The following is a 19633-nucleotide window of genomic DNA, read 5'->3' on the forward strand; positions in this document are numbered from 1 at the left end:
CCATGAGCTTTGCGCGCGTCCGAGCCCTCGTGGTGGTCGGCGTCCTGGCCGTCGCCGCCGTGGTCTTCGTCGTAGTCGCGCTGGTGCGCGACACCCAGGGCGGAGCGGTGGCCTCCGGTGGCTGCCCCGACGGCTCCGTGATGGCCAACGTGACCCTGCCCGACGACCCCCAGGGCGTCACGGTCAAGGTCCTGAACGGCACCGACCAGCCGGGCCTCGCCGACAACGTCACCAACGAGTTCAAGAACCGCCGGTTCAAGACCCAGAAGCCCGACGAGGCGAAGAAGAAGGTCGACGGCGTCGCGATCATGACGTACGGGCCGGAGGCGGTCGGTTCGGCGTGGCTGCTGCGGGCGTACTTCCTGAACCAGGCCGACACGCAGTACGACGCGAAGCGCAAGGGCACGGTCGTCGACATCGCGATCGGCAGCCAGTTCCAGCAGCTCGCCACGACCACCGAGGTCAACCAGTCGCTGGTCGAGCTCGGTGAGCCGGTCCTGCCGCCGGGCGCCTGTGCGGCACCGGCCAAGAAGGACGACAAGGACTCCTGACGACCCCGTGACAATGCCCGCCGAGTTTTTCAACCGGCGGGCATTGTCGTCTAGCGGGTCTTACCGCTTTTTACGGACCACCCGCCGCGTCCAGCTCGTGCAGGGCGTCGTGCAGGGCCGCGAACAGGGCTGACGGCGCCGCTACGAGCATTTCCGAGCTAGCTGCCGCACCATCCAGTCCGGACACGGTCAGACCCGCCTCCGTGGCAACCAGGCCACCCGCAGCGTGGTCCCAGGGGTTCAGGCCCTTCTCGTAGTACGCGTCGAGCATGCCCTCGGCCGCCATGCACAGGTCGAGCGAGGCCGCACCGAACCGGCGGATGTCGCGCACCTGCGTGATGAGCCCGGCCAGCACCGCGCCCTGATGTGCCCGGCGCGCCGCGTCATAGCCGAAGCCCGTGCCCACCAGCGCCTGGTCCAGCGTGGTGCGAACCGACCCGCCGAGCCGCCGCCCGTCGCGCCAGGCGCCACCGCCCAGCGTCGCCGTCCACTCCTCGCCGGTGGCCGCGTTGTGCACCACGCCGGCCACCACTGTGCCCTCGACCTCGGCGGCCAGCGAGACGGCGTACTGCGGGAGGCCGTACAGGTAGTTCACCGTGCCGTCGATCGGGTCGAGAATCCAGCGGACCGCACCCGTCGCGGTCGTGTCGCCGTATTCCTCGCCGAGCACGCCGTCGCCGGGCCGCTCGACCCGCAGCGCCTCGACAACCTGTCGCTCGACAGCCTTGTCCGCAGCCGTGACCACATCGGTATCAGTGCTCTTCGTCTGCACATCGGTGATCGCCTCGGCGCGCATCCGCCGGGCGGTCGCAGCCGCCTCCCGCGCTGTTCGCACCGCGATCATCAGCAGCTCATCCGGTGTTGGTACCCCGGGGTTCTCAGCCACTACACACCACCCTCTCAGCAGTTACCATTCTTTCGCACCGGCGCCCGAAGGGAGGTCGGCGACCCCTCGCGGCGCGCTGCGGCGGGAGGATCTCGCTCGACGGCGCTACAATTCACCCCTGCCCACGCTTCACGGACGACCGCCTGCAAGCCAGTCCGCGTTCCGGGGGCTCCCACACCACACCGGCCAGCCTTGTTTAGCCCTGTGCTGCGCTGGGCCCATGGCCGTGTTTCATCGCCCTCCGGAAGGTCATTCGTGACAGAAGCCCACCAGACCGGTGCCGACGTTCGCTCTCTCACCGAGGCCCTGATCGCCCACGCGCAGGGTGCGGGTGGGCAGGTCACGTCGGCGCAGGTCGTGCAGACGGTCGAGGCCGCCGAGGTGACTCCGGCCCAGGCCAAGAAGATCCTGCGCGCCCTCGTGGACGCGGGTGTCACGGTCATCGTCGACGGCTCGGCGAGCACCACGCGCCGCCGGGTCTCCGCCGCGCGCGCCGCGACCCCCGCCTCGAAGGCCACCACCGCCAAGGCGACCCGCGCCCCGGCCGCCAAGAAGGCCGCTCCCGCGGCTCCCAGGCCGGCCGACGGCACCGCCGCCGGCCCGGCGAAGAAGGCCGCGGTCGCCAAGAAGACCGCCGGCCCGGCGAAGAAGGCCGGCCCCGCCAAGGCCGCCAAGCCGGGCGAGGCCCCCGCCGAGGGCGAGGAGATCGATCCCGAGGAGCTCGCCGCCGACATCGAGGATGTCGTCGTCGAGGAGCCGGCCGCCATGGTCCAGGCCGCCGCCACCGACGCCGCCAGCTCGGCGACCGACGGCGACTTCGAGTGGGACGACGAGGAGTCCGAGGCCCTCAAGCAGGCGCGTCGCGACGCCGAGCTGACCGCGTCCGCCGACTCGGTCCGCGCCTATCTCAAGCAGATCGGCAAGGTCCCGCTGCTCAACGCGGAGCAGGAGGTCGAGCTCGCCAAGCGGATCGAGGCCGGCCTCTACGCCGCCGAGCGCCTCCGCGCCGTCGAGGAGGGCGAGGAGAAGCTCGAGCGCAACTTCGAGCGGGACCTGCGCTGGATCGGCCGCGACGGCGAGCGCGCCAAGAACCACCTGCTCGAGGCCAACCTGCGCCTCGTGGTCTCGCTGGCCAAGCGTTACACCGGCCGCGGCATGGCGTTCCTGGACCTCATCCAGGAAGGCAACCTGGGCCTGATCCGCGCGGTCGAGAAGTTCGACTACACCAAGGGCTACAAGTTCTCCACGTACGCCACCTGGTGGATCCGTCAGGCCATCACCCGCGCCATGGCCGACCAGGCCCGCACCATCCGCATCCCGGTGCACATGGTCGAGGTCATCAACAAGCTCGGCCGCATACAGCGTGAGCTGCTCCAGGACCTGGGCCGCGAGCCCACCCCGGAGGAGCTCGCCAAGGAGATGGACATCACCCCCGAGAAGGTGCTGGAGATCCAGCAGTACGCCCGGGAGCCCATCTCACTCGACCAGACCATCGGCGACGAGGGCGACAGCCAGCTCGGCGACTTCATCGAGGACTCCGAGGCGGTCGTGGCCGTCGACGCGGTCTCGTTCTCGCTCCTGCAGGACCAGCTCCAGCAGGTCCTCCAGACGCTCTCCGAGCGCGAGGCGGGCGTGGTCCGGCTGCGCTTCGGCCTGACCGACGGCCAGCCCCGCACCCTGGACGAGATCGGCCAGGTCTACGGCGTGACCCGCGAGCGGATCCGCCAGATCGAGTCCAAGACGATGTCCAAGCTGCGCCACCCGTCGCGTTCCCAGGTCCTGCGCGACTACCTGGACTGATCCACAGCGACACCGAAGCCCCCGTGCCGGCGACTGCCGATGCGGGGGCTCAGTCGTGTCCAGGGCCATTTCGCACTCGACACGTACACCTTGATCAATACTGGATGACCGCCCAGCTCGTCAACATTACGTGCCCTTTTGGTCACTACCCGTACATCATCGAGTGGTGATCAGACCGTTGTGCAGAAGTGATCGTTGACGTGGCACCCTTGAGGGACGGCAGACTGGCCGACCACGTGTGACTTGGGTCGCCTCAGGGCACTGTGGGAAGGCTGCAACGGCCAAGGGTGTTGCACGATGGGTGAACGGTAGCCGAGGAACATGTTCATCGGTGACGACCAGAGGAGGAAGGCGATGACCCCGACTCTCACGCCGCCGGCGGGAAGCGTGGCCGGAACAGCAGCCGATGAACGGTGCGACCGCTGCAATGCAGCAGGGAAGCTCCGTCTGACCTTGGCTGGCGGTGGCGAGCTGGTGTTCTGCGGACACCACGCCAACCGCTACGCCGAAGACCTGGTGAAGATCGCGGTGCAGTATGCGGCCGATCCCGAATTCACCTGGCGTGGCGCGGACATGATGTCCAACTCTAACTAAAAACCCCCTAAACAGGCACCAAAGGGCGTCCCGGTGTGGGGACGCCCTTTCCCTGTGCCCAAATGGCCCGACAGCCCGGCCCCGCGACCCACTCGGGGCGGCCGTCAGCCGGGGAAGGCGAGCCCGGTGCGATCGGCCGGGGTCAGCCAGCCGAGCTCGACCATGGTGTCCAGGATCTGGTTCCAGCCGGCCTTCGGCTCGGGACGGTCCGGGTGGAGCTGTACCGCGAGCAACGCCGCCTCGGCGACGCTCAGTTGTGCGACCGGCTTGGCGAAATAGGTCTGCGCGGCGGCGTCCAGGCCCACCGCGCCGCGGCCGTAGTCGGCCCTGCCGAGGTAGCTGTCCAGGATTTCCGTCTTGGTGTAGCTGGTCTCGGCCTTGTGGGCCATGATCCGGGTACGCAGGCCGGACTCCTTCTCAGCACCGAACCCGAGCATCACGTACCGTCGGGTGATCAGCGAGTTGTCGGCGGCGTAGAAGTCCGGGTCGATGGCGGCAACGAACGGCTTCTCCACCGCGGGCGGCACCGCAGCCGCCGGTGTCGCGGCGTTGCTCTCGATCAGGGGCACGCTGTCGTAGTAGTAGGTGCCCGCGATCGTGCCGCCGGCCGCCACCAGCAGGGCTATCGAGATGCCGATGACCAGTCGCCGGCCGCGACGTCGCCGGGGCGGGGCAGAGACCGGTTCGGGGGCGGGCTGGGCCGTGTCGGCGAGAGTCATCGGCACACAGTAGGTGTGCGGCGCCTTCGCGACCAACGCCGGCCTCAGGGGGTCACAGGGTCTGGACGGTGGCGATGCGTTCTTCGAGCTGTTCGATGGTGGCCTGGGCCGAGGGCGGGCCCCCGCACAGGCGGCGCAGCTCGGCGTGGATCTTGCCGTGCGGCAGGTTGGTGCGGTGGTGGTGGGCGGCGACCAGGGTGTTGAGCTGACGGCGCAGCGCCGCACGGCGTTCACCGGCGCTCATCGGGACGACCGGCTCGCGCTGGGCGGGGACCGGATCCGGAGCCAGGGCCGCGGCCCGTTTCTGGGCGGCGATCTGGTCGGACTGGCGCTTCGAGAGCAACGTGGTGACCTGGTCGGGGCTCAGCAGGCCGGGGAGTCCCAGGTATTCCTCCTCCTCCGGGGTGCCCGTGCGGGCTCCGGTGCCGAAGGAGGTGCCGTCATAGATGACCTGGTCGAGCTCGGCGGTCGCGGAGAGGGCCTCGAAGCGTTTCTCCAGCTCGCCCTCGGCGTCCTCGGCTCGCTGGGCGCGCTCGAGCAGATCGTCGTCGAGGCCGTCCTTCTCCTTCGGGGCGCCGAGGATGTGGTCGCGCTGGGCTTCCATCTCGCTGGCCAGGCCGAGGAGGTGGGGGACGCTGGGGACGAAGACCGTGGCGGTCTCGCCGGTGCGGCGGGCGCGGACGAAGCGGCCGATGGCCTGGGCGAAGTAGAGCGGGGTGGAGGCGCTGGTGGCGTAGACGCCGACGGCGAGGCGGGGGATGTCGACGCCCTCCGACACCATGCGGACCGCGACCATCCAGCGTTGTTCCGATAGTGCGAATTCGGCGATTCGGGACGAGGATCCGTTGTCGTCGGAGAGGACCACGACGGCCGGCTCGCCGGAGATCTCACCGATCAGCTTCGCGTACGCCCGGGCGGTCTGCTGGTCGCTGGCGATGATCAGGCCGCCGGCGTCGGTCATGCCGTGGGATCTGATCCGGGAGAGGCGGGCATCGGCCGCACGCAGGACCTGGGGCATCCAGTCGCCGCGGTGGTCGAGGGCGGTGCGCCAGGCCTGGGCGATCAGGTCCTTGGTCATGGGCTCGCCGAGGCGGGCTGCGAGCTCGTCGCCCGCACTGGTGCGCCAGCGGGTCTCGCCGGAGTAGGCCAGGAAAATGACCGGGCGCACAACGCCGTCGCTGAGGGCGTCGCTGTAGCCGTAGATCGAGTCGGAGCGGGAGCGCTGCAGGCCGTCCTGGCCGCGCTCGTACTCGACGAAGGGGATCGGGTTGTCGTCGGAGCGGAACGGGGTGCCGGTCAGCATCAGCCGCCGTTCGGCCTCGTCGAACGCGTTCTTGACGCCGTCGCCCCAGCTGCGGGAGTCGCCCGCGTGGTGGATCTCGTCGAGGATGACCATGGTCGGGCGGGTCATCGTCCGGCGGCGGTGGACCGCGGGAGCCATGCCGACCTGCGCGTACGTCAGGACGGCCCCGTGGAAGTCGCGGGAGCTGTGCACGTCGGAGTTGCGGAACGACGCGTCGAGCTGGATGCCCACGCGGGCCGCCGCGGACGCCCACTGCGTTTTGAGGTGCTCGGTCGGGCAGACCACCGTGACCGCCTCGACGGTGCCGTCGTTGAGCAGCTCCGCGGCGATGCGCAGGGCGAAGGTGGTCTTGCCCGCGCCCGGGGTCGCGACCGCCATGAAGTCGGGCGAGCGTCGGCGCAGGTACTTGACCAGGGCCTTGCGCTGCCAGTCACGTAGCGGCGGGAAGGTTTCCAGGTTCGGCAACGACGGACTCAAGCTGCGACGATCCCCTTCAACAGAAAACCCCCGCGGGAAAGGCGCGGAGGCGACCCCCAGCATAACCAAAACGGGCCGCTACCCGGGGCTACGGCACGGCCACGGGAGCCGACCAACGGCGGTAGAGCGCGATCAGGCGTACCGATGTCATGCCGGCCGCAGCCGCCGCGAGAGTGACCATGTCGGCGACGTTCAGCCAGCTCAGGACGGTAACCGCGATGGCACCGCCGAGGGCGACTATCGCGTAGATGTCACGCTGCAGCACCGCCGGGATCTCCCCGGTGAGCAGATCCCGGGCCAGTCCACCGCCGATCGCAGTGAGCATTCCCACCAAGCAGGCGCCGGCGGGTGGGACGCCGGCGGCGATGGCCTTGAGGGTGCCGGTGACCGTGAACAGGCCGAGACCGGCCGCGTCGAGCACCAGCACCGTGCGCCGGAGCCGGTTGAGCTGCGGGTGCAGCCAGAACACGGCGACCGACGCGAGCACGGCCGTGATCGCGTAACGCCAGTCGGCGAAGGCGAGCGGCGGCACCGCGCCGATCACGAGATCACGCAGGATGCCGCCGCCCAGCGCTGCCACGAAACCGACGAACGCCACTCCGAACAGGTCGAGGCGCTTCGCGACCGCGGCGCTGGCGCCGGAGGCCGCGAAGACCGCCACACCGATCAGGTCTGCGACGAGCAGACTGTAACTTCCCGTCACAGAACGTTTCTCCCGGTCAGTGTTGCATTGCCTCGTAGATTTCCTTGCAGGCCGGACATACCGGGGAGCCTGGCTTCGGCGTTTTGGTCACTGGGAACTTGTCCCCGCACAGCGCCACCACGTAGGTGCCCATGACCGCGCTCTCCGCGATCTTCTCCTTGCGCACATAGTGGAACATCTCCGGCCCGGTGTCGGCGTCCTTCGTCTCCGGGCGCTCGAGGATCTGCGTGCTCACGGCATCTGCCTCTCGTCGTCAGTCTTCAGCAAGAATCGCACCGCGTGCCCCCCGGCCTGCGCGGCATAAGCTTCAACCAGCAAGTCTGACACCTCACGCCTGGTCGGTCCAACGACAAGGGCGTTCGGCGGGGCCGTACCGTTGCCATCGTGACCGATTCCACGCGGCAGTTGGGCCGCTTCAGCATCCGTTACGGCGAGCATGTGACCCGCGCGCGCCGCGACGGACTTCCGGTGGTGGCGCTGGAGAGCACGATCGTCTCGCACGGCCTTCCCCGGCCGGACAACCTGCGGGTAGCGCGCGAGATCGAGCAGACCGTTCGCGACAACGGCGCGGTGCCCGCCACGATCGGCATGATCGGCGGCGAGCTGATCGTCGGCCTCGAGGACGCCCAGATCGAGCACCTGGCGGGCGCGGACGGAGTGGCGAAACTCTCCGTACGTGACCTCGCACTCGGTGCCGCTACCGGGGCGGACGGCGCGACCACGGTCGCCGCGACGAGTGCCGTCGCTGCCGCTGCCGGGATCGGCGTTTTTGCCACCGGCGGGCTCGGCGGGGTGCACCGTGAGGCCAGCGACACCTTCGACGAGTCGGCAGACCTGACGACGCTGTCGCGTACGCCCATCGTCGTGGTCTGCGCCGGGGTCAAGTCGATCCTCGACGTGGGCGCGACGCTGGAGCGCATGGAGACGCTGGGCGTGGCGGTCGCCGGGTACGGCACCAGGCGCTTCCCGGGCTTCTTCATCACCGACGGCGGCCACGAGGTCGACTGGCAGCTCGACTCCCCCGCGCAGATCGCCGGCGTGATGGCGGCCCGGGCGGATCACGGCGTCGGCGCGGGCGCGCTGGTACTGGGCAACCCGCTCCCGGTCGACGAGCAGCTCGACCCGGCGCTGCACGACGCGACGCTGGCCGAGGGGCTGGAGCTGCTGGCCCGCGACGGGATCACCGGCAAGGCGGTCACGCCGTTCCTGCTCGCGCACTTCCACAGCAGCACCGAGGGCAAGAGCCTCGAGGTCAACGTACGCATCATCCTGCGTAACGCGGCCCTCGCCGCCCAGATCGCGGTCGCCGCGACGCCCGCGCACGCATCGCTCGGGTTCAGCCTGCCGGGATGAACGTCCTCGTAGTCGGCGATCTGGTCACCGACATCCTGGTGGAGCAGCGCGGGGAGCTCGCCGCGGGCTCGGACACGGACGCGCGGATCAGCATCGGCGGGGGCGGTCAGGCGGCGAACACCGCTGCCTGGCTGGCCCACGCCGGCGCTGCCCCCACGCTCATCGCCGCGGTAGGGGACGACCCTGCCGGGCGCGAGCGGGTCGCCGAGCTGGTCGCGTCCGGGGTGCGGTGCGCGGTCCGGCATCATGCGGGTACGGCGACCGGCAGTGTCGTGGTGCTCGCCGACGCCTCGGAACGCACCATGATCACCGATCGGGGCGCTTCGCTGCTGCTGGATCCAACGGATGTGCGGGACGCGGTCGAGGCCGCCCCGGACGCGGTTCACCTGCATCTGTCGGGCTATCCGCTGCTGCACGCGGGGTCGCGGCCGGGTGGGCTGGCCGCGCTGGCCGCGGCCCGGGAGCGGGGGCTCACCACCAGCGTCGACGCGGCCTCGGCGGCTCCGTTGCGGTCGGCGGGGGACTTTCTCGAGCTCGTACGCGGAACCGACCTGCTGCTGTGCAACGCCGACGAGGCAGCGGCGCTGGCCGGGGAGGGATCAGCGGCGGAGCAAGCAAGAGTGCTCACCGCCTTCGCCCGGAACGTCGTGATCAAGCTCGGGCCCGACGGCGCCGTGTGGCGAACGCAGGACGGGGAGCTGCGATTGTCCGGCGCCCAGCGCGTACATTCCAAAGATCCGACCGGGGCGGGTGACGCTTTCGCAGCGGGCCTGCTCAACGCCTGGCTGAAGGGCTCTGAGCCGGAAGCCGCCCTCCTGGCCGGCGCCGCGCTGGGTGCCGCGGCCGTGCAGAAGGTCGGCGCGCGACCCTAGGGCTCGACGTCGATGGTGCGGTGCTGGATCTCTTCCTCACCTTCCGTAGCGATCATGGTCTGGGTGGTGTGCTGGGGCTGCGGGGCGGCCGGGTTCTCGCGGCTCTTGGGCGGGCGGTCGTTCGCGATCAGGACCGCCATCCAGGGCAGCAGGACCATGCCGAGCGCGCAGAGGATCAACCAGACCGGAAGCAGTGGGGGCTGGATGCTGATCAGGACCGCGCCCAGGATCAGGCAGAGCGAACGGATGCCCATCATCGTGACGTAACGGATCTGCCTGGTGCGGAGCTGGTCACCTTGGCTGCGGGCGGCGTTGGTGATCAGGACTGGCCGCTCCGGCTGCTTCTTCACGTTCCTCATCCTTGCACCGTGGTCACCAGGTCGGCCACTATCGACGCAGCGGTCCGGATGGAGCGTAAACCGGTTCATTCGCGCGCGCCCCGACCGATCATGGAGGCGTGCGGGTCTCGAAGCGACGACGGTGGGCGGATCTCGCCCTCGTTGTCGTCGTGCTGCTCGCCGGGCTCGTCACCACCGGCGTGGTCACCCGTAACGCCGGGCGGGCTGAGCAGCGCTACGCCGCGCAGCTCATGGACCGCTACACCAGCGACCTGAGCAGGGCCATCTCGACCGAGATCCAGCGGTACGGCGACACGCTCGCCGACGTGGCCACAGCGCTCGGCGCCCAGAACGATCTCCACGCCGACGACTTCGCCTGGATCACCACGCGGGTGAGCACCCGGCGGCTGCCCGGCGCGACGTCGCTCAGCTTCGTGGTCACCGCGCCGGACTCCGGAGTGGCCGCGCTGGAGGACTACTGGCGCGACAAGGGCGCCACCGGTCTGCGCCTCGAGCCCTCCGGCCGCGGCAGGGAACACGCGTTCATGGTGTTCGCCCGGTCGTTCGACGGCCAGCGGGTGGAGACCGGCTGGGACATGAGCGCCGTGCCGCAGGCCGGCCAGGCACTGCACGACGCACGCACCATCGGCGGGCTCGCGGTCAGCCGGGCGTACGTGCTCGCCGCCGACCGCACCCTGCCCGCCGCCGAGCAGCAGCTCTCGTTCACCCTCGCCGTGCCCGTCTACTTCCTCGGCGGCACGTTCCGGGGCTGGCTCACCATGGGCGTGCACGGGCGGGACCTGCTGGAATCGACGCTGCGGGCGCAGGCACACGACACGGTCGCCGCCGAGCTCGTCGACCCCTCCGGCGGCGGCGAGCTGATCGTCGCGGAGGTGGCCGGGCGCGACGTCGCGGCGCCACCCGCTCTCGACCGGCTCACCTACATCGGTGCCGGGCTGCACACCTGGCAGCTGCGGGTCCACCCCACCGACCGGCTGCTCGAGGAGACCGATCGCGGGATCGTCAGCACCACCTTCGTGGTCGCCATGCTGATCACCCTGCTCGCCACCGCCCTGGTCGGCCTGCTGGCGAGCGCGCGCAACCGGGCCATGAGCAAGGTCGACGCGGCCACCGCGGCGCTGCGCAGCGACATCGCGCGTCGCCAGGAGGTCGAGACGACGCTGCGGCAGCGCGAGCAGGAGCTGCGGCAGATGGCGCTGCACGACCCGCTCACCGGGCTGGCCAGCCGGGCCGGGCTCGACGCGCGGCTCGACGAGCTCGTCGGGACCCGGCCGGACCTGGCGTTGCTGCTCATCGACCTGGACGGGTTCAAACTGGTCAACGACGCGTACGGGCACGCGGTCGGCGACGTCGTACTGACCGGCTTCGCCGAGATCCTGCGCGGGGCGGTCCGGGAGTCGGACGTGGCCGCCCGGATCGGCGGGGACGAGTTCGTGGTGCTGCTCACCGGCGTGTCCGAGGCAGAGGAGGCCTGCGCGACCGGCCGGCGCATCCTGGCCGCCGCGGCCGCCACGCCGGTCCGGGTCGGTGACGACCTCATCCAGGTACGCGCGAGCATCGGTGTCACGACCACCCGGGACTCGGACAGGCGCAAGGAGCTGATGCGCCGCGCCGACATCGCGATGCGCCAGGCCAAACACCTCGGCACGCACGGCGTCAGCCTGCACGACCCCTCGATGGTCGACCAGCGCCGCGCCGACGCCCAGCTCGGCGAGGAACTGGCCGACGCGGTGGCGAACGACGAACTGACCGTGCTCTACCAGCCGCTCGTGGACCTGGCCGACGGCCGCCCGCTCGGCGTCGAGGCGCTGGTCCGCTGGGAACACCCCTACCTGGGCACGGTCTCGCCCACCCGGTTCATCCCGATCGCCGAGCGCACCGGCATGATCGGCGCCATCGGCATGGCGGTGCTCGAGACCGCCTGCCGCCAGCTGGTCGCCTGGGACGCCGGCCTCTACGTGAGCGTCAACCTCTCCCCCAGGCAACTGAGCGAGCCGTCGCTGGTGCAGGAGGTGCTGGCGGTTTTGACGCGTACGGGCATGGACCCGGCGAACCTCGTCCTGGAGATCACCGAATCCGCCCTGGTCGACGATCGGACCGCCATCGACATGCTCGCCGCGTTCCGCTCCCACGGCATCCGCATCGCCGTCGACGACTTCGGCACCGGCTACTCATCCCTGCACTACCTGACCCGGCTCCCGATCGACATCCTGAAGATCGACCGCAGTTTCGTCGCCGAGCTCAACGGCACCCCGGAGGGCGCCGGCATCGCGGACGCCATCCTGCGCCTCAGCCAGGCACTGCACCTCACCACCGTCGCCGAGGGCATCGAAACCACCGCCCAGGCCGCTGAGCTGCGAGAACTCGGCTGCGTCATCGGCCAGGGCTACCTGTTCGCCAAGCCCCTGCCGGCCGACGAGGTCCTCAGCGTGCTACTGCCTTCATCTCCTTCTTGAAAGCCCGCACCTTGCCCAGCGACTCGGCGTCGACGATGTCCGCCACCGACCGGTGGGAGCCTTCCTCGCCGTAGGCCCCGGCCGCTTCGCGCCAGCCGGGAGGCTGCACGCCGTACTGCTTGCCCAGCAGCGCGGCGAAGATCTGCGATTTCTGCTTGCCGAAGCCGGGGAGCGCTGCGATCCGCTTGACCAGCTCTTTGCCGTCCGCGGCGTCCTGCCAGAGGTTGGCCGCCGCACCGTCATAGGTGCCGACCAGCACCTGGCAGACCTCCTGGACGCGGCCCGCCATCGCCTTGGGAAAACGGTGCAGGGCCGGCGGCTCCGCGAAGATCGCGATCAGCGCCTCGGGGTCGTAGGCAGCGAGCTCTTCCGCGGTGGGTGCGTGGCCCAACCGCTGTGCCAGCACGTAGGGCGAACTGAACGCCTTCTCCAGCGGGATCTGCTGGTCGAGCACCATCCCCACCAGCAGCGCCAGCGGATCCCGGTCCAGCAGCGCGTTGGCCTCAGCCGCGATAGGCAATGAAAACGTCACACCAGCCATCTTCCTACGTCGCGGGTCAGGATGGACAAGCTCGGGAGCGGTGGGTTCCGCATGGCCGGCACCGGGCGCCGCCTCGGTTTTCCGTCACCCGGATGGAGCCGAGACCGCGATCAATGGAGCGCGGGTCCCATCTACCCGAGCTGGACGAACAGCCACGGCAAAGGTGTACATCTTCTTGTACCATTGGTTCATGAGTGTTCTCGGTGTCGCAGAGGCTCGTAAGCAGCTGCCCGACCTCCTGGCCGGGTTCAGTCGCGGCTCGGCCGAGTCCGTGTTTCTCGGGGCCCACCGCAAGGCGGTCGGTGTGCTCATGCCGGTTCGGGTGTACGAGGAGCTGCGCAGCGAGCGCGACCGGGCTGTCGACGACTCGGTCGGGTCGCTGCGGGCCGAAGGGCTGGAGCCGTCCTCGGTGGCTACCGAGCTGGCCGGGCTGTTCTCGCAGGGGCGGATCACCGCGGGGCAGATGGAAGCGATGCTGCTGGCCTATCACCGCGTCGGGTGACCGAGGCGAACAAACTTGGCATAACGTCCGCGGCGGCGCTCAGCCGGGCCGAAGCTGACCTGAGCCTCGCCGCGCTGCTGCGCCTGTCGGTGCAGCCTCTTCCCGGCGGCTACGACCTCGATCACCTGCGGGAGTTCCACCGGCAGATCTTCGGGGCGATCTATCCGTGGGCCGGGCAGCTGCGAACGGTGGACATCGCGCGGACCCCACATGACCTGTTCTGCCACTGGCGCTTCATCGAGTCGTACGCCGCAGGCGTCTTCGTGCTCTCGCCGCTGATGGGCGGTTGAGGGGGCTGGGCCGGGAGACGTTGGTGGCGCGCCTGGCGCACTACTACGGCGAGATCAACGCGATCCATCCGTTCCGGGACGGCAACGGCCGGGCGCAGCGAGCCTTTCTCGGCCAGCTGGCCAAGGACGCGGGCTGGCGGGTCGCGTGGAGTGAGCTCGACGCCGCAGAGAACGATGCGGCGTCAGCGGCCGCGCTGCACGGTGACATCGGCCCGTTGGTCGCGATGCTGGACGACATGGTCCGGCCGCGCTGAAAACGTCGGGTCGGCGGGTGGAAGGCGTGGTCCGGGCGCGCTGAAAACGTCAGGTCGGCGGCCGGGATACCGATCGTCAATTCTGTGACGGGTGCATCGGTACGGCGGCGGCGGTGGTTCGGTCTGGCCGTCGTGCTGCTCGTGCTGATGGCCGGGGGTTCGGGTACGGCGGTGGCGACGATCCTCGTGCACCGGGCCGAGGAGCACAACGCGACGCAGGCCATGGACAACTACACGACCCTGGTGTGCCGGTCGGTCCTCGACGAGGTGCAGACGTACAGCGACGCGATCGAGGACGTCGCCGGCGGGATCAACGCCCAGAACGATTTCAACCAGGAGGATTTCAGTACGATCACCGCCGGGCTGAGCCCCGTCCGGCTCCCCGGCGCCAGCTATGTCGGCCTCGTCGTGCCCGCCACCGCGACCGAGGTGCCCGCGGTGCAGAGCTATTGGCGGGCGCGGGGTGCCGAGGGGCTGGTCCTGAAGCCGCAGACGGCCGTCGACGAGCACAACTTCATCATCTTCAGCCACTCCTTCGACGGCATGCCCACCCATCCGGGTCTCGACATGACACTTTCCGGGGCGGCCATCGACGCGATGACCACCGCCCGGCGCAGTGGGGAGGTCGCGATCAGTCAGGCGTACGTGCTGATCAGGGATCGTGGTCTGCCCAAGGCACAGCAGCAGATGGCCTTCCTGATCACGATGCCGATCTATGCCAAGGGCGGCAACGGCCTGAAGGGTCAGCTGCGCGGCTGGGTCGTCATGGGTGTGCACCTCAACGACTTCGTCCGGCTCAGCATCGCCGCCCAGGCGCAGAACGCGGTCAGCGCGGATCTCGCCGAGCGGGTGGCCGGGCAGGACATCCCGATCGTGCGGGTCGGCGAGGCGGATGCCAAGTCCGACCTGGCCCGGCGGCGCACCCTGTTCGTCGGGCAGCGCGAGTGGCGGCTCACGATCCACCCCACCGAGCGGCTGCTCAGCACGTCGGACCGGCGGATGGACAGCATCGCGTTCGTGGTCGGGTCGGTCGTCACCCTGCTCATGGCGGCCCTGGTGGCCGTCCTGGTCACCGGCAGGAACCGCGCCATGACCCGGGTCGAGGAGGCCACGTCGGCGCTGCGCAGCGACATCCGGCAGCGGCAGGAGGTCGAGCGGCAGCTGCGCGAGCGCGAGGACGAGCTGCGGCGTCTCGCCCTGCACGACCCGCTCACCGGGCTGGCCAACCGGACCGCGCTGGAGGCCCGGCTGGGTGCGGCGCTGGGCCATGACGACCGGATCGGCCTGCTGCTCATCGATCTCAACGGCTTCAAACCCATCAACGATGTGTACGGCCACGACGCCGGCGACCTGGTCCTCACCGAGTTCAGCCGGTTGCTGCGCGACGCCGTACGCACCGACGACGTGGTCGCCCGGATCGGCGGCGACGAGTTCGTGGTGCTGCTGGCCGACGTGCCCGACGAGCCCCACGCCATGATCGTCGCCCAGCGCATCCTGGCCTCGGCCGCGGCCACCCCCGTACGCATCGGCGAGGACACCCTCCCGATCCGCGCGAGCATCGGCGTGACGATCGCCCGCCCCAGCGACACCGCCAAGGAGCTGCAGCGCCGCGCCGACGTGGCGATGTACCACGCCAAGCGCACCGGTTCCCACAACGCGGCGGTGCACGACCCGTCGATGATCGACCGCCGGGCCGCGGACGCCGCGCTGGGTGACGACATCTCCGTCGCCCTGGAACGCGGCGAGCTCTTCGCCGTCTATCAGCCGATCGTGGACCTCGACGACGGCACTCCGGTCGCGGCGGAGACGCTGCTGCGCTGGCAGCACCCCCGGCACGGCCTGGTGCCGCCCGACCGGTTCATCCCGCTTGCGGAGCGCAACGGGTCCATCGCCGCGATCGGGCTGTGGGTGCTGGAGCAGGCGTGCCGGCAGGCGTGCGAATGGGACGTCCGGTACGTGAGCGTCAACATGTCGCCGCGTCAGCTGCAGGAGCCGGCGATCGTGCACGACGTGCTGGCGGTGCTCCGGCGTACCGGGCTGGCCCCGTCGCGGCTGGTGCTGGAGGTGACCGAGTCCGTGATCGTGGACGAGGCCGCGGGCATTCCGGCGTTGCGGGAGCTCCGGTCGTACGGAATCCGGATTGCGATTGATGATTTTGGCACTGGTTATTCGTCCTTGCACTATCTGACCCGGATGCCGGTCGACATCCTGAAGATCGACCGCAGCTTCGTGAACGAGCTGAACGGCACGGCGGAGGGCGCGGCGGTGACCGAGGCGGTGCTGCGGCTGAGCCAGGCGCTGCACCTCACCACGATCGCCGAGGGCATCGAAACCCCTGCGCAGGCAAAGGAGCTACGAGCGCTCGGCTGCGACACCGGACAGGGATATCTGTACGCCCGCCCGAGCGCCGCCGCCGAGCTGGAGGGGTTTGCCGTGCCCAGCGGCGGGCAACCAGTCCTGCCATGAGCGACATCAACGAGATCGGCCACGGCGCGTACGGCGAGGGCGTCCTCGACGAGCCCACCACCTACCGCCCCGAGAAGGGCGACCCCGACCCGGGCCTGTCGAGCACGTATGCGGCCGGCACCGACCCGGAGGAGCTCGTGAACGGCGGCCCGCGCCCCGAGCACGGCATCATGACGACGACCGGGGGCAACGCCGGCCCGAACAGCTTCCGGCCCAAGGCCCGCCACGGCCAGGGCATCGCCCCGACCACGACCGGCGACGCCACCACGGGTTCCATGGACGCCCCGACCGACGGCGCCACGAGCGACGCGACGAGCAGCGCGGTCGACTGATAGCTTCGCCGGATGACCGGCCGCCTGCTCGCCTCCGGCCGGGAGGCCGACGTCTTCGAGATCGACCAAGCCCGGGTGCTGCGCCGTTACCGGCGTGATGCCGACGTGAATGCCGAGGCTGCGGCGATGCGGCATGTCGCCGGCCTGGGCTTTCCCGTGCCCGAGGTGTTCAGCGCCTCGGGTGGTGACATGGTGCTGGAACGGCTGTCCGGGCCCACGCTGGCCGAGAGCGGCACCACACCCTCCGAGGTTGCGCGGATCCTCGCCGATCTGCATCAGCGCCTGCACGACCTGCCGGTGTGGCCGGGCGCCCCCGCCGGCACCAGCATCGTGCACCTCGACCTGCACCCGGACAACGTGCTGATGACCGGGCGCGGGCCGGTGGTGATCGACTGGTGCAACGCCCGCGCGGACGACCCTGATCTCGACACCGCGATGACCGCGCTGATCCTCGCGGAGGTCTCGCTCTGGGATCACCCGATGAGCGCCCTGGCCCGCGCGACCCTCGACGAATTCCTGGCGATCGCGCCCGGCGACCCGCGCCGGCTGGTCGCCGACGTGGCCACTGAGCGCCGGGGTCAGACCACCACCCTGACGCCCGACGAGATCAAGGTCGTCGGCGAAGCGGTCGCTGTGGTGCGCGGATGAGGGCCGTCATCCAGACCGTCAGCGAAGCATCCGTCACGGTTGACGACGAGGTGATCGGCAAGATCACGGACGGCCTGCTGGTGCTGGTCGGGATCACGCACACCGACACCGCCGCGGTCGCCGCCGAGCTGGCCCGCAAGGTGTACGAGATGCGCATTCTCGACGGGTCCCGCTCCGCCTCGGAGACCGGTGCGGCGCTGCTGGTGGTCAGCCAGTTCACTCTCTACGGCGATGCTCGCAAGGGCCGCCGCCCGTCCTGGTCCGCGGCAGCACCGGCATCGGTGGCCGAGCCACTGGTCACGGCGTTCGTCGACGCACTGCGTGCGCGCGGTGCGCACGTCGAGACCGGGCGGTTCCAGGCCCACATGCTCGTGTCGAGCATCAACGTGGGCCCGCAAACCGTCATCCTCGACCTCTAGGGCCTTTTAAAAGAAGCCGCGGCGCTGGGCCGACTGCTGCAGCCAGTTGTTCAGCTGCGAGGTCCAGTCGACCTGATCGACGCTCTGATAGTCGACGTCGAAGCGGCCGAAGGCGTCGTGGCCCTCGGTGAAGACCCCGCCGCGCTTGTCGATCTCCAGGACCACCTGCAGCTGGTACGGCGTCGGGATGAACGTCACCTCGAGCTGGTTGATGCCGCCCGCGTACTGCGACGGGGGGTGGAACTCGATCTCCTGGTAGAACGGCAGCTGCTGCTCCACGCCGTAGACCCGGCCGCGCTCGACGTCGGCCCGGCTGAACCGGAAACCCAGCCGCAGGAACGCGTCGAGGATCCGTTCCTGGGCCGGCAGCGGGTGCACCGCCACGGCGTCCAGGTCACCCTTGTCGACGGCGCGAGCCACTTCGAGCTCCGTACGCAGACCCATCGTCATACCGTGCAGATGCTGCCCGTACACCTCGGTGATGGGTGTCTCCCACGGCACCTCGAAGCGGAACGGGACGTCGTAGCGTGCCCCCGCGTCGAGCTTGAACGACCCCGTCAGACGCTGGCGGTGGAATTCCTGATCGGTGTTGTACTCACTGTCGCCGCTCTCCACCTCGACCCGGGTCAGCAGCCCCACGGAGACGTATTCGACGTCGACGCTGTGCTCGCCGCCGATGACGTGGACCTGACCCTCCAGGAATCCGCCGGGGCGGCAGTTGGGGTTCGTCAGCACCGTCTCGACCGACGGGCCACCCACGCCCATTGCCTGCATCAAACGCTTGAAGACCACCGGACCTCCTTGTTATCCGTGCAGATTATCGGGGACGAGCAAGGCAATCGTAATTGCCGAGATTACGGAAATGTCCAGCTGATCCGGGCGCTCTGTCGGGTCGGCGACCTCAGGGTTCTCCCTGATTCATGCCACGTGGAGGCTTGCCTCACCTCCGCTTAACGCCCTCAGGTCCAAACTTTTGATCACCGGACGCGGAAAGCGGCTGGGAACGCACGTCATCGGTCAACGCGGGGAGGGGACTGAAATGGCGGTCCTGGAGATGAAGGCTTCGGAGTCCACGGCGGCAGTCGCTGTTGAGACCAGCATTGCCGACGGTGTCGAGCCGCAGCAGGCCGACCTCGACGCCACCGACGAGCGCGGCGTCTCCGCGGACCTGGTGCGGGCATACCTGAACGGCATCGGCCGCACCCGGCTGCTCACCGCGGTCGAGGAGGTGGAGCTCTCCAAGCGCATCGAGGCCGGCCTCTACGCCGAGGAGAAGCTCCCCACGGCGGGCGACGACCTCGCCCCCCTGTTCAAGATCATCATGGTCGAGGGGCGCGCCGCCAAGAACCACCTGCTCGAGGCCAACCTACGGCTCGTGGTCAGCATCGCGAAGCGCTACACGGGACGCGGCATGGCGTTCCTGGACCTCATCCAGGAAGGCAACCTCGGCCTCATCCGCGCCGTCGAGAAGTTCGACTACACCAAGGGCTACAAGTTCTCCACGTACGCCACCTGGTGGATCCGCCAGGCCATCACCCGCGCCATGGCCGACCAGGCCCGCACCATCCGCATCCCGGTCCACATGGTCGAGCAGGTCAACCGCATGGTCCGGGCCCGCCGCGACCTCGCCACCTCGCTGGGCCGCGAGCCGAACGTCGCCGAGATCGCCAAGGCCATGGGCGTCCCGGAGTTCCAGATCATCGAGCTCATCTCGTACGACCGCGAGCCCGTCAGCCTCGACCAGGCCGTCGGCGAGGACGGCGAAAGCGCCCTCGGCGACTTCGTAGCCGCCGTCGACCCCAACGCCGAGCCCGGCGCCACGGTCAGCCGGGGCGAGCTCCGCAACGAGGTCGAAATCGTCCTCGCCACCCTCTCCGAGCGTGAATCCGCGGTCATCCGCCTCCGCTTCGGCCTCGATGACGGCCGCCAGCGCACCCTCGACGAGGTCGGCCGCGAATTCGGCCTCAGCCGCGAACGCATCCGCCAGATCGAAAAGGTCACGATGTCCAAGCTCCGCGACCCGCAGCGGGCCTCCCGCCTCGAGGCCTACGCCAGCTGACAACCCCTGATCCCAGAAGACCGGTCGCGGTTCGCGACCGGTCTTTTGC

Annotated in this window: 22 protein-coding genes; 14 read left to right on the top strand and 8 right to left on the bottom strand. The window is 69.7% G+C overall.

What is annotated here, in order from left to right; translation table 11 throughout:
* The first annotated feature begins 2 nt into the window (after positions 1 to 2).
* Positions 3 to 551, top strand: a complete 549-nt coding sequence (locus Aco04nite_RS36040) for a LytR C-terminal domain-containing protein (protein WP_213001698.1) — start codon at positions 3 to 5, stop codon at positions 549 to 551.
* A gap of 70 nt (positions 552 to 621) precedes the next feature.
* On the opposite strand, the gene Aco04nite_RS36045 is transcribed toward Aco04nite_RS36040, so the two are convergent.
* A complete protein-coding gene (locus Aco04nite_RS36045) occupies positions 622 to 1395 on the bottom strand; it encodes an inositol monophosphatase family protein (RefSeq protein WP_213001737.1) in 774 nt (257 codons plus the stop codon).
* A 297-nt stretch (positions 1396 to 1692) separates the two neighbouring features.
* Here Aco04nite_RS36045 and Aco04nite_RS36050 point away from each other — a divergent pair, with 297 nt between their 5' ends.
* Together Aco04nite_RS36050 and Aco04nite_RS36055 are read left to right on the top strand one after the other, a co-directional pair.
* Positions 1693 to 3237, top strand: a complete 1545-nt coding sequence (locus tag Aco04nite_RS36050; protein WP_213001699.1) for an RNA polymerase sigma factor — start codon at positions 1693 to 1695, stop codon at positions 3235 to 3237.
* 354 nt (positions 3238 to 3591) lie between these two features.
* The gene (locus Aco04nite_RS36055) at positions 3592 to 3831 is read left to right on the top strand and encodes a DUF7455 domain-containing protein (protein WP_026205883.1); all 240 of its coding nucleotides are present in this window, start codon (positions 3592 to 3594) and stop codon (positions 3829 to 3831) included.
* Positions 3832 to 3935: 104 nt separating this feature from the next.
* Here Aco04nite_RS36055 and Aco04nite_RS36060 read toward each other — a convergent pair whose 3' ends face one another.
* The 4 genes from Aco04nite_RS36060 to Aco04nite_RS36075 form a co-directional block, all read right to left on the bottom strand.
* On the bottom strand, positions 3936 to 4550 hold the full coding sequence (locus Aco04nite_RS36060; protein ID WP_213001700.1) for a transglycosylase domain-containing protein: 615 nt from the start codon (positions 4548 to 4550) through the stop codon (positions 3936 to 3938).
* A 52-nt stretch (positions 4551 to 4602) separates the two neighbouring features.
* Entirely contained in the window at positions 4603 to 6330 is a 1728-nt protein-coding gene (locus Aco04nite_RS36065; RefSeq protein ID WP_244876537.1) for a DEAD/DEAH box helicase, read from the bottom strand.
* Positions 6331 to 6418: 88 nt separating this feature from the next.
* Complete coding sequence (locus tag Aco04nite_RS36070; protein WP_213001702.1) at positions 6419 to 7033, bottom strand: trimeric intracellular cation channel family protein; 615 nt, start codon at positions 7031 to 7033, stop codon at positions 6419 to 6421.
* Positions 7034 to 7049: 16 nt separating this feature from the next.
* The gene (locus Aco04nite_RS36075) at positions 7050 to 7268 is read right to left on the bottom strand and encodes a DUF3039 domain-containing protein (RefSeq protein ID WP_203838785.1); all 219 of its coding nucleotides are present in this window, start codon (positions 7266 to 7268) and stop codon (positions 7050 to 7052) included.
* 170 nt (positions 7269 to 7438) lie between these two features.
* On the opposite strand from Aco04nite_RS36075, the gene Aco04nite_RS36080 reads away from it, so the two are divergent.
* Positions 7439 to 8386, top strand: coding sequence for a pseudouridine-5'-phosphate glycosidase (locus Aco04nite_RS36080; protein WP_213001738.1), 948 nt, complete (start codon positions 7439 to 7441; stop codon positions 8384 to 8386).
* Positions 8383 to 9258, top strand: a complete 876-nt coding sequence (locus tag Aco04nite_RS36085) for a carbohydrate kinase family protein (protein WP_213001703.1) — start codon at positions 8383 to 8385, stop codon at positions 9256 to 9258. The genes Aco04nite_RS36080 and Aco04nite_RS36085 overlap by 4 nt, the downstream gene beginning before the upstream one ends.
* Here the strand turns inward: Aco04nite_RS36085 and Aco04nite_RS36090 are convergent.
* A complete protein-coding gene (locus tag Aco04nite_RS36090) occupies positions 9255 to 9617 on the bottom strand; it encodes a DUF3099 domain-containing protein (RefSeq protein ID WP_438874972.1) in 363 nt (120 codons plus the stop codon). The genes Aco04nite_RS36085 and Aco04nite_RS36090 overlap by 4 nt on opposite strands.
* Before the next feature lie 98 nt (positions 9618 to 9715).
* On the opposite strand from Aco04nite_RS36090, the gene Aco04nite_RS36095 reads away from it, so the two are divergent.
* Positions 9716 to 12073 carry a putative bifunctional diguanylate cyclase/phosphodiesterase gene (locus tag Aco04nite_RS36095; RefSeq protein WP_213001704.1) on the top strand — a complete coding sequence of 786 codons (2358 nt, stop codon included), beginning with the start codon at positions 9716 to 9718 and terminating at the stop codon, positions 12071 to 12073.
* Here Aco04nite_RS36095 and Aco04nite_RS36100 read toward each other — a convergent pair.
* The gene (locus Aco04nite_RS36100; RefSeq protein ID WP_213001705.1) at positions 12042 to 12614 is read right to left on the bottom strand and encodes an HhH-GPD-type base excision DNA repair protein; all 573 of its coding nucleotides are present in this window, start codon (positions 12612 to 12614) and stop codon (positions 12042 to 12044) included. The two genes, Aco04nite_RS36095 and Aco04nite_RS36100, sit on opposite strands and share 32 nt — an antisense overlap.
* A 190-nt stretch (positions 12615 to 12804) precedes the next feature.
* On the opposite strand from Aco04nite_RS36100, the gene Aco04nite_RS36105 reads away from it, so the two are divergent.
* The 7 genes from Aco04nite_RS36105 (at position 12805) to dtd (ending at position 17525) form a co-directional block, all read left to right on the top strand.
* Positions 12805 to 13116, top strand: coding sequence for an antitoxin VbhA family protein (locus Aco04nite_RS36105; RefSeq protein ID WP_203838781.1), 312 nt, complete (start codon positions 12805 to 12807; stop codon positions 13114 to 13116).
* Positions 13113 to 13406: a hypothetical protein gene (locus Aco04nite_RS36110; RefSeq protein ID WP_213001706.1), complete on the top strand. Its 294-nt coding sequence runs from the start codon at positions 13113 to 13115 to the stop codon at positions 13404 to 13406. The genes Aco04nite_RS36105 and Aco04nite_RS36110 overlap by 4 nt, the downstream gene beginning before the upstream one ends.
* Positions 13403 to 13660 (top strand): Fic family protein, encoded by a 258-nt coding sequence (locus Aco04nite_RS36115; RefSeq protein ID WP_280519465.1) that lies wholly within the window; start codon positions 13403 to 13405, stop codon positions 13658 to 13660. The genes Aco04nite_RS36110 and Aco04nite_RS36115 overlap by 4 nt, the downstream gene beginning before the upstream one ends.
* An 84-nt stretch (positions 13661 to 13744) precedes the next feature.
* Entirely contained in the window at positions 13745 to 16126 is a 2382-nt protein-coding gene (locus Aco04nite_RS36120) for a putative bifunctional diguanylate cyclase/phosphodiesterase (RefSeq protein WP_244876538.1), read from the top strand.
* The gene (locus Aco04nite_RS36125) at positions 16123 to 16458 is read left to right on the top strand and encodes a hypothetical protein (RefSeq protein WP_213001708.1); all 336 of its coding nucleotides are present in this window, start codon (positions 16123 to 16125) and stop codon (positions 16456 to 16458) included. Before Aco04nite_RS36120 ends, Aco04nite_RS36125 begins: the two co-directional genes overlap by 4 nt.
* 12 nt (positions 16459 to 16470) lie before the next feature.
* Entirely contained in the window at positions 16471 to 17106 is a 636-nt protein-coding gene (locus tag Aco04nite_RS36130; RefSeq protein ID WP_213001709.1) for a phosphotransferase, read from the top strand.
* Positions 17103 to 17525, top strand: a complete 423-nt coding sequence (gene dtd, locus Aco04nite_RS36135) for a D-aminoacyl-tRNA deacylase (protein WP_213001710.1) — start codon at positions 17103 to 17105, stop codon at positions 17523 to 17525. The genes Aco04nite_RS36130 and dtd overlap by 4 nt, the downstream gene beginning before the upstream one ends.
* Positions 17526 to 17531: 6 nt before the next feature.
* On the opposite strand, the gene Aco04nite_RS36140 is transcribed toward dtd, so the two are convergent.
* On the bottom strand, positions 17532 to 18317 hold the full coding sequence (locus tag Aco04nite_RS36140) for a sporulation protein (protein WP_213001711.1): 786 nt from the start codon (positions 18315 to 18317) through the stop codon (positions 17532 to 17534).
* Between the two features lie 247 nt (positions 18318 to 18564).
* On the opposite strand from Aco04nite_RS36140, the gene sigB reads away from it, so the two are divergent.
* Positions 18565 to 19584 (top strand): RNA polymerase sigma factor SigB, encoded by a 1020-nt coding sequence (gene sigB, locus Aco04nite_RS36145; protein ID WP_244876539.1) that lies wholly within the window; start codon positions 18565 to 18567, stop codon positions 19582 to 19584.
* The last annotated feature ends 49 nt before the right edge of the window (positions 19585 to 19633 follow it).

This window comes from Winogradskya consettensis, from assembly GCF_018332715.1.
In the GTDB taxonomy this organism is placed as follows: Bacteria; Actinomycetota; Actinomycetes; order Mycobacteriales; family Micromonosporaceae; genus Actinoplanes; species Actinoplanes consettensis.

Bases quoted from the DNA above. Each gene is read 5' to 3' on its own strand.
- Aco04nite_RS36130 (WP_213001709.1), top strand. From the start codon at position 16,471: ATGACCGGCCGCCTGCTCGCCTCCGGCCGGGAGGCCGACGTCTTCGAG.
- sigB (WP_244876539.1), top strand. From the start codon at position 18,565: ATGGCGGTCCTGGAGATGAAGGCTTCGGAGTCCACGGCGGCAGTCGCT.
- Aco04nite_RS36100 (WP_213001705.1), bottom strand. From the start codon at position 12,614: ATGGCTGGTGTGACGTTTTCATTGCCTATCGCGGCTGAGGCCAACGCG.
- Aco04nite_RS36105 (WP_203838781.1), top strand. From the start codon at position 12,805: ATGAGTGTTCTCGGTGTCGCAGAGGCTCGTAAGCAGCTGCCCGACCTC.
- Aco04nite_RS36085 (WP_213001703.1), top strand. From the start codon at position 8,383: ATGAACGTCCTCGTAGTCGGCGATCTGGTCACCGACATCCTGGTGGAG.
- Aco04nite_RS36055 (WP_026205883.1), top strand. From the start codon at position 3,592: ATGACCCCGACTCTCACGCCGCCGGCGGGAAGCGTGGCCGGAACAGCA.
- Aco04nite_RS36040 (WP_213001698.1), top strand. From the start codon at position 3: ATGAGCTTTGCGCGCGTCCGAGCCCTCGTGGTGGTCGGCGTCCTGGCC.
- dtd (WP_213001710.1), top strand. From the start codon at position 17,103: ATGAGGGCCGTCATCCAGACCGTCAGCGAAGCATCCGTCACGGTTGAC.
- Aco04nite_RS36090 (WP_438874972.1), bottom strand. From the start codon at position 9,617: ATGAGGAACGTGAAGAAGCAGCCGGAGCGGCCAGTCCTGATCACCAAC.
- Aco04nite_RS36060 (WP_213001700.1), bottom strand. From the start codon at position 4,550: ATGACTCTCGCCGACACGGCCCAGCCCGCCCCCGAACCGGTCTCTGCC.
- Aco04nite_RS36125 (WP_213001708.1), top strand. From the start codon at position 16,123: ATGAGCGACATCAACGAGATCGGCCACGGCGCGTACGGCGAGGGCGTC.
- Aco04nite_RS36045 (WP_213001737.1), bottom strand. From the start codon at position 1,395: ATGATCGCGGTGCGAACAGCGCGGGAGGCGGCTGCGACCGCCCGGCGG.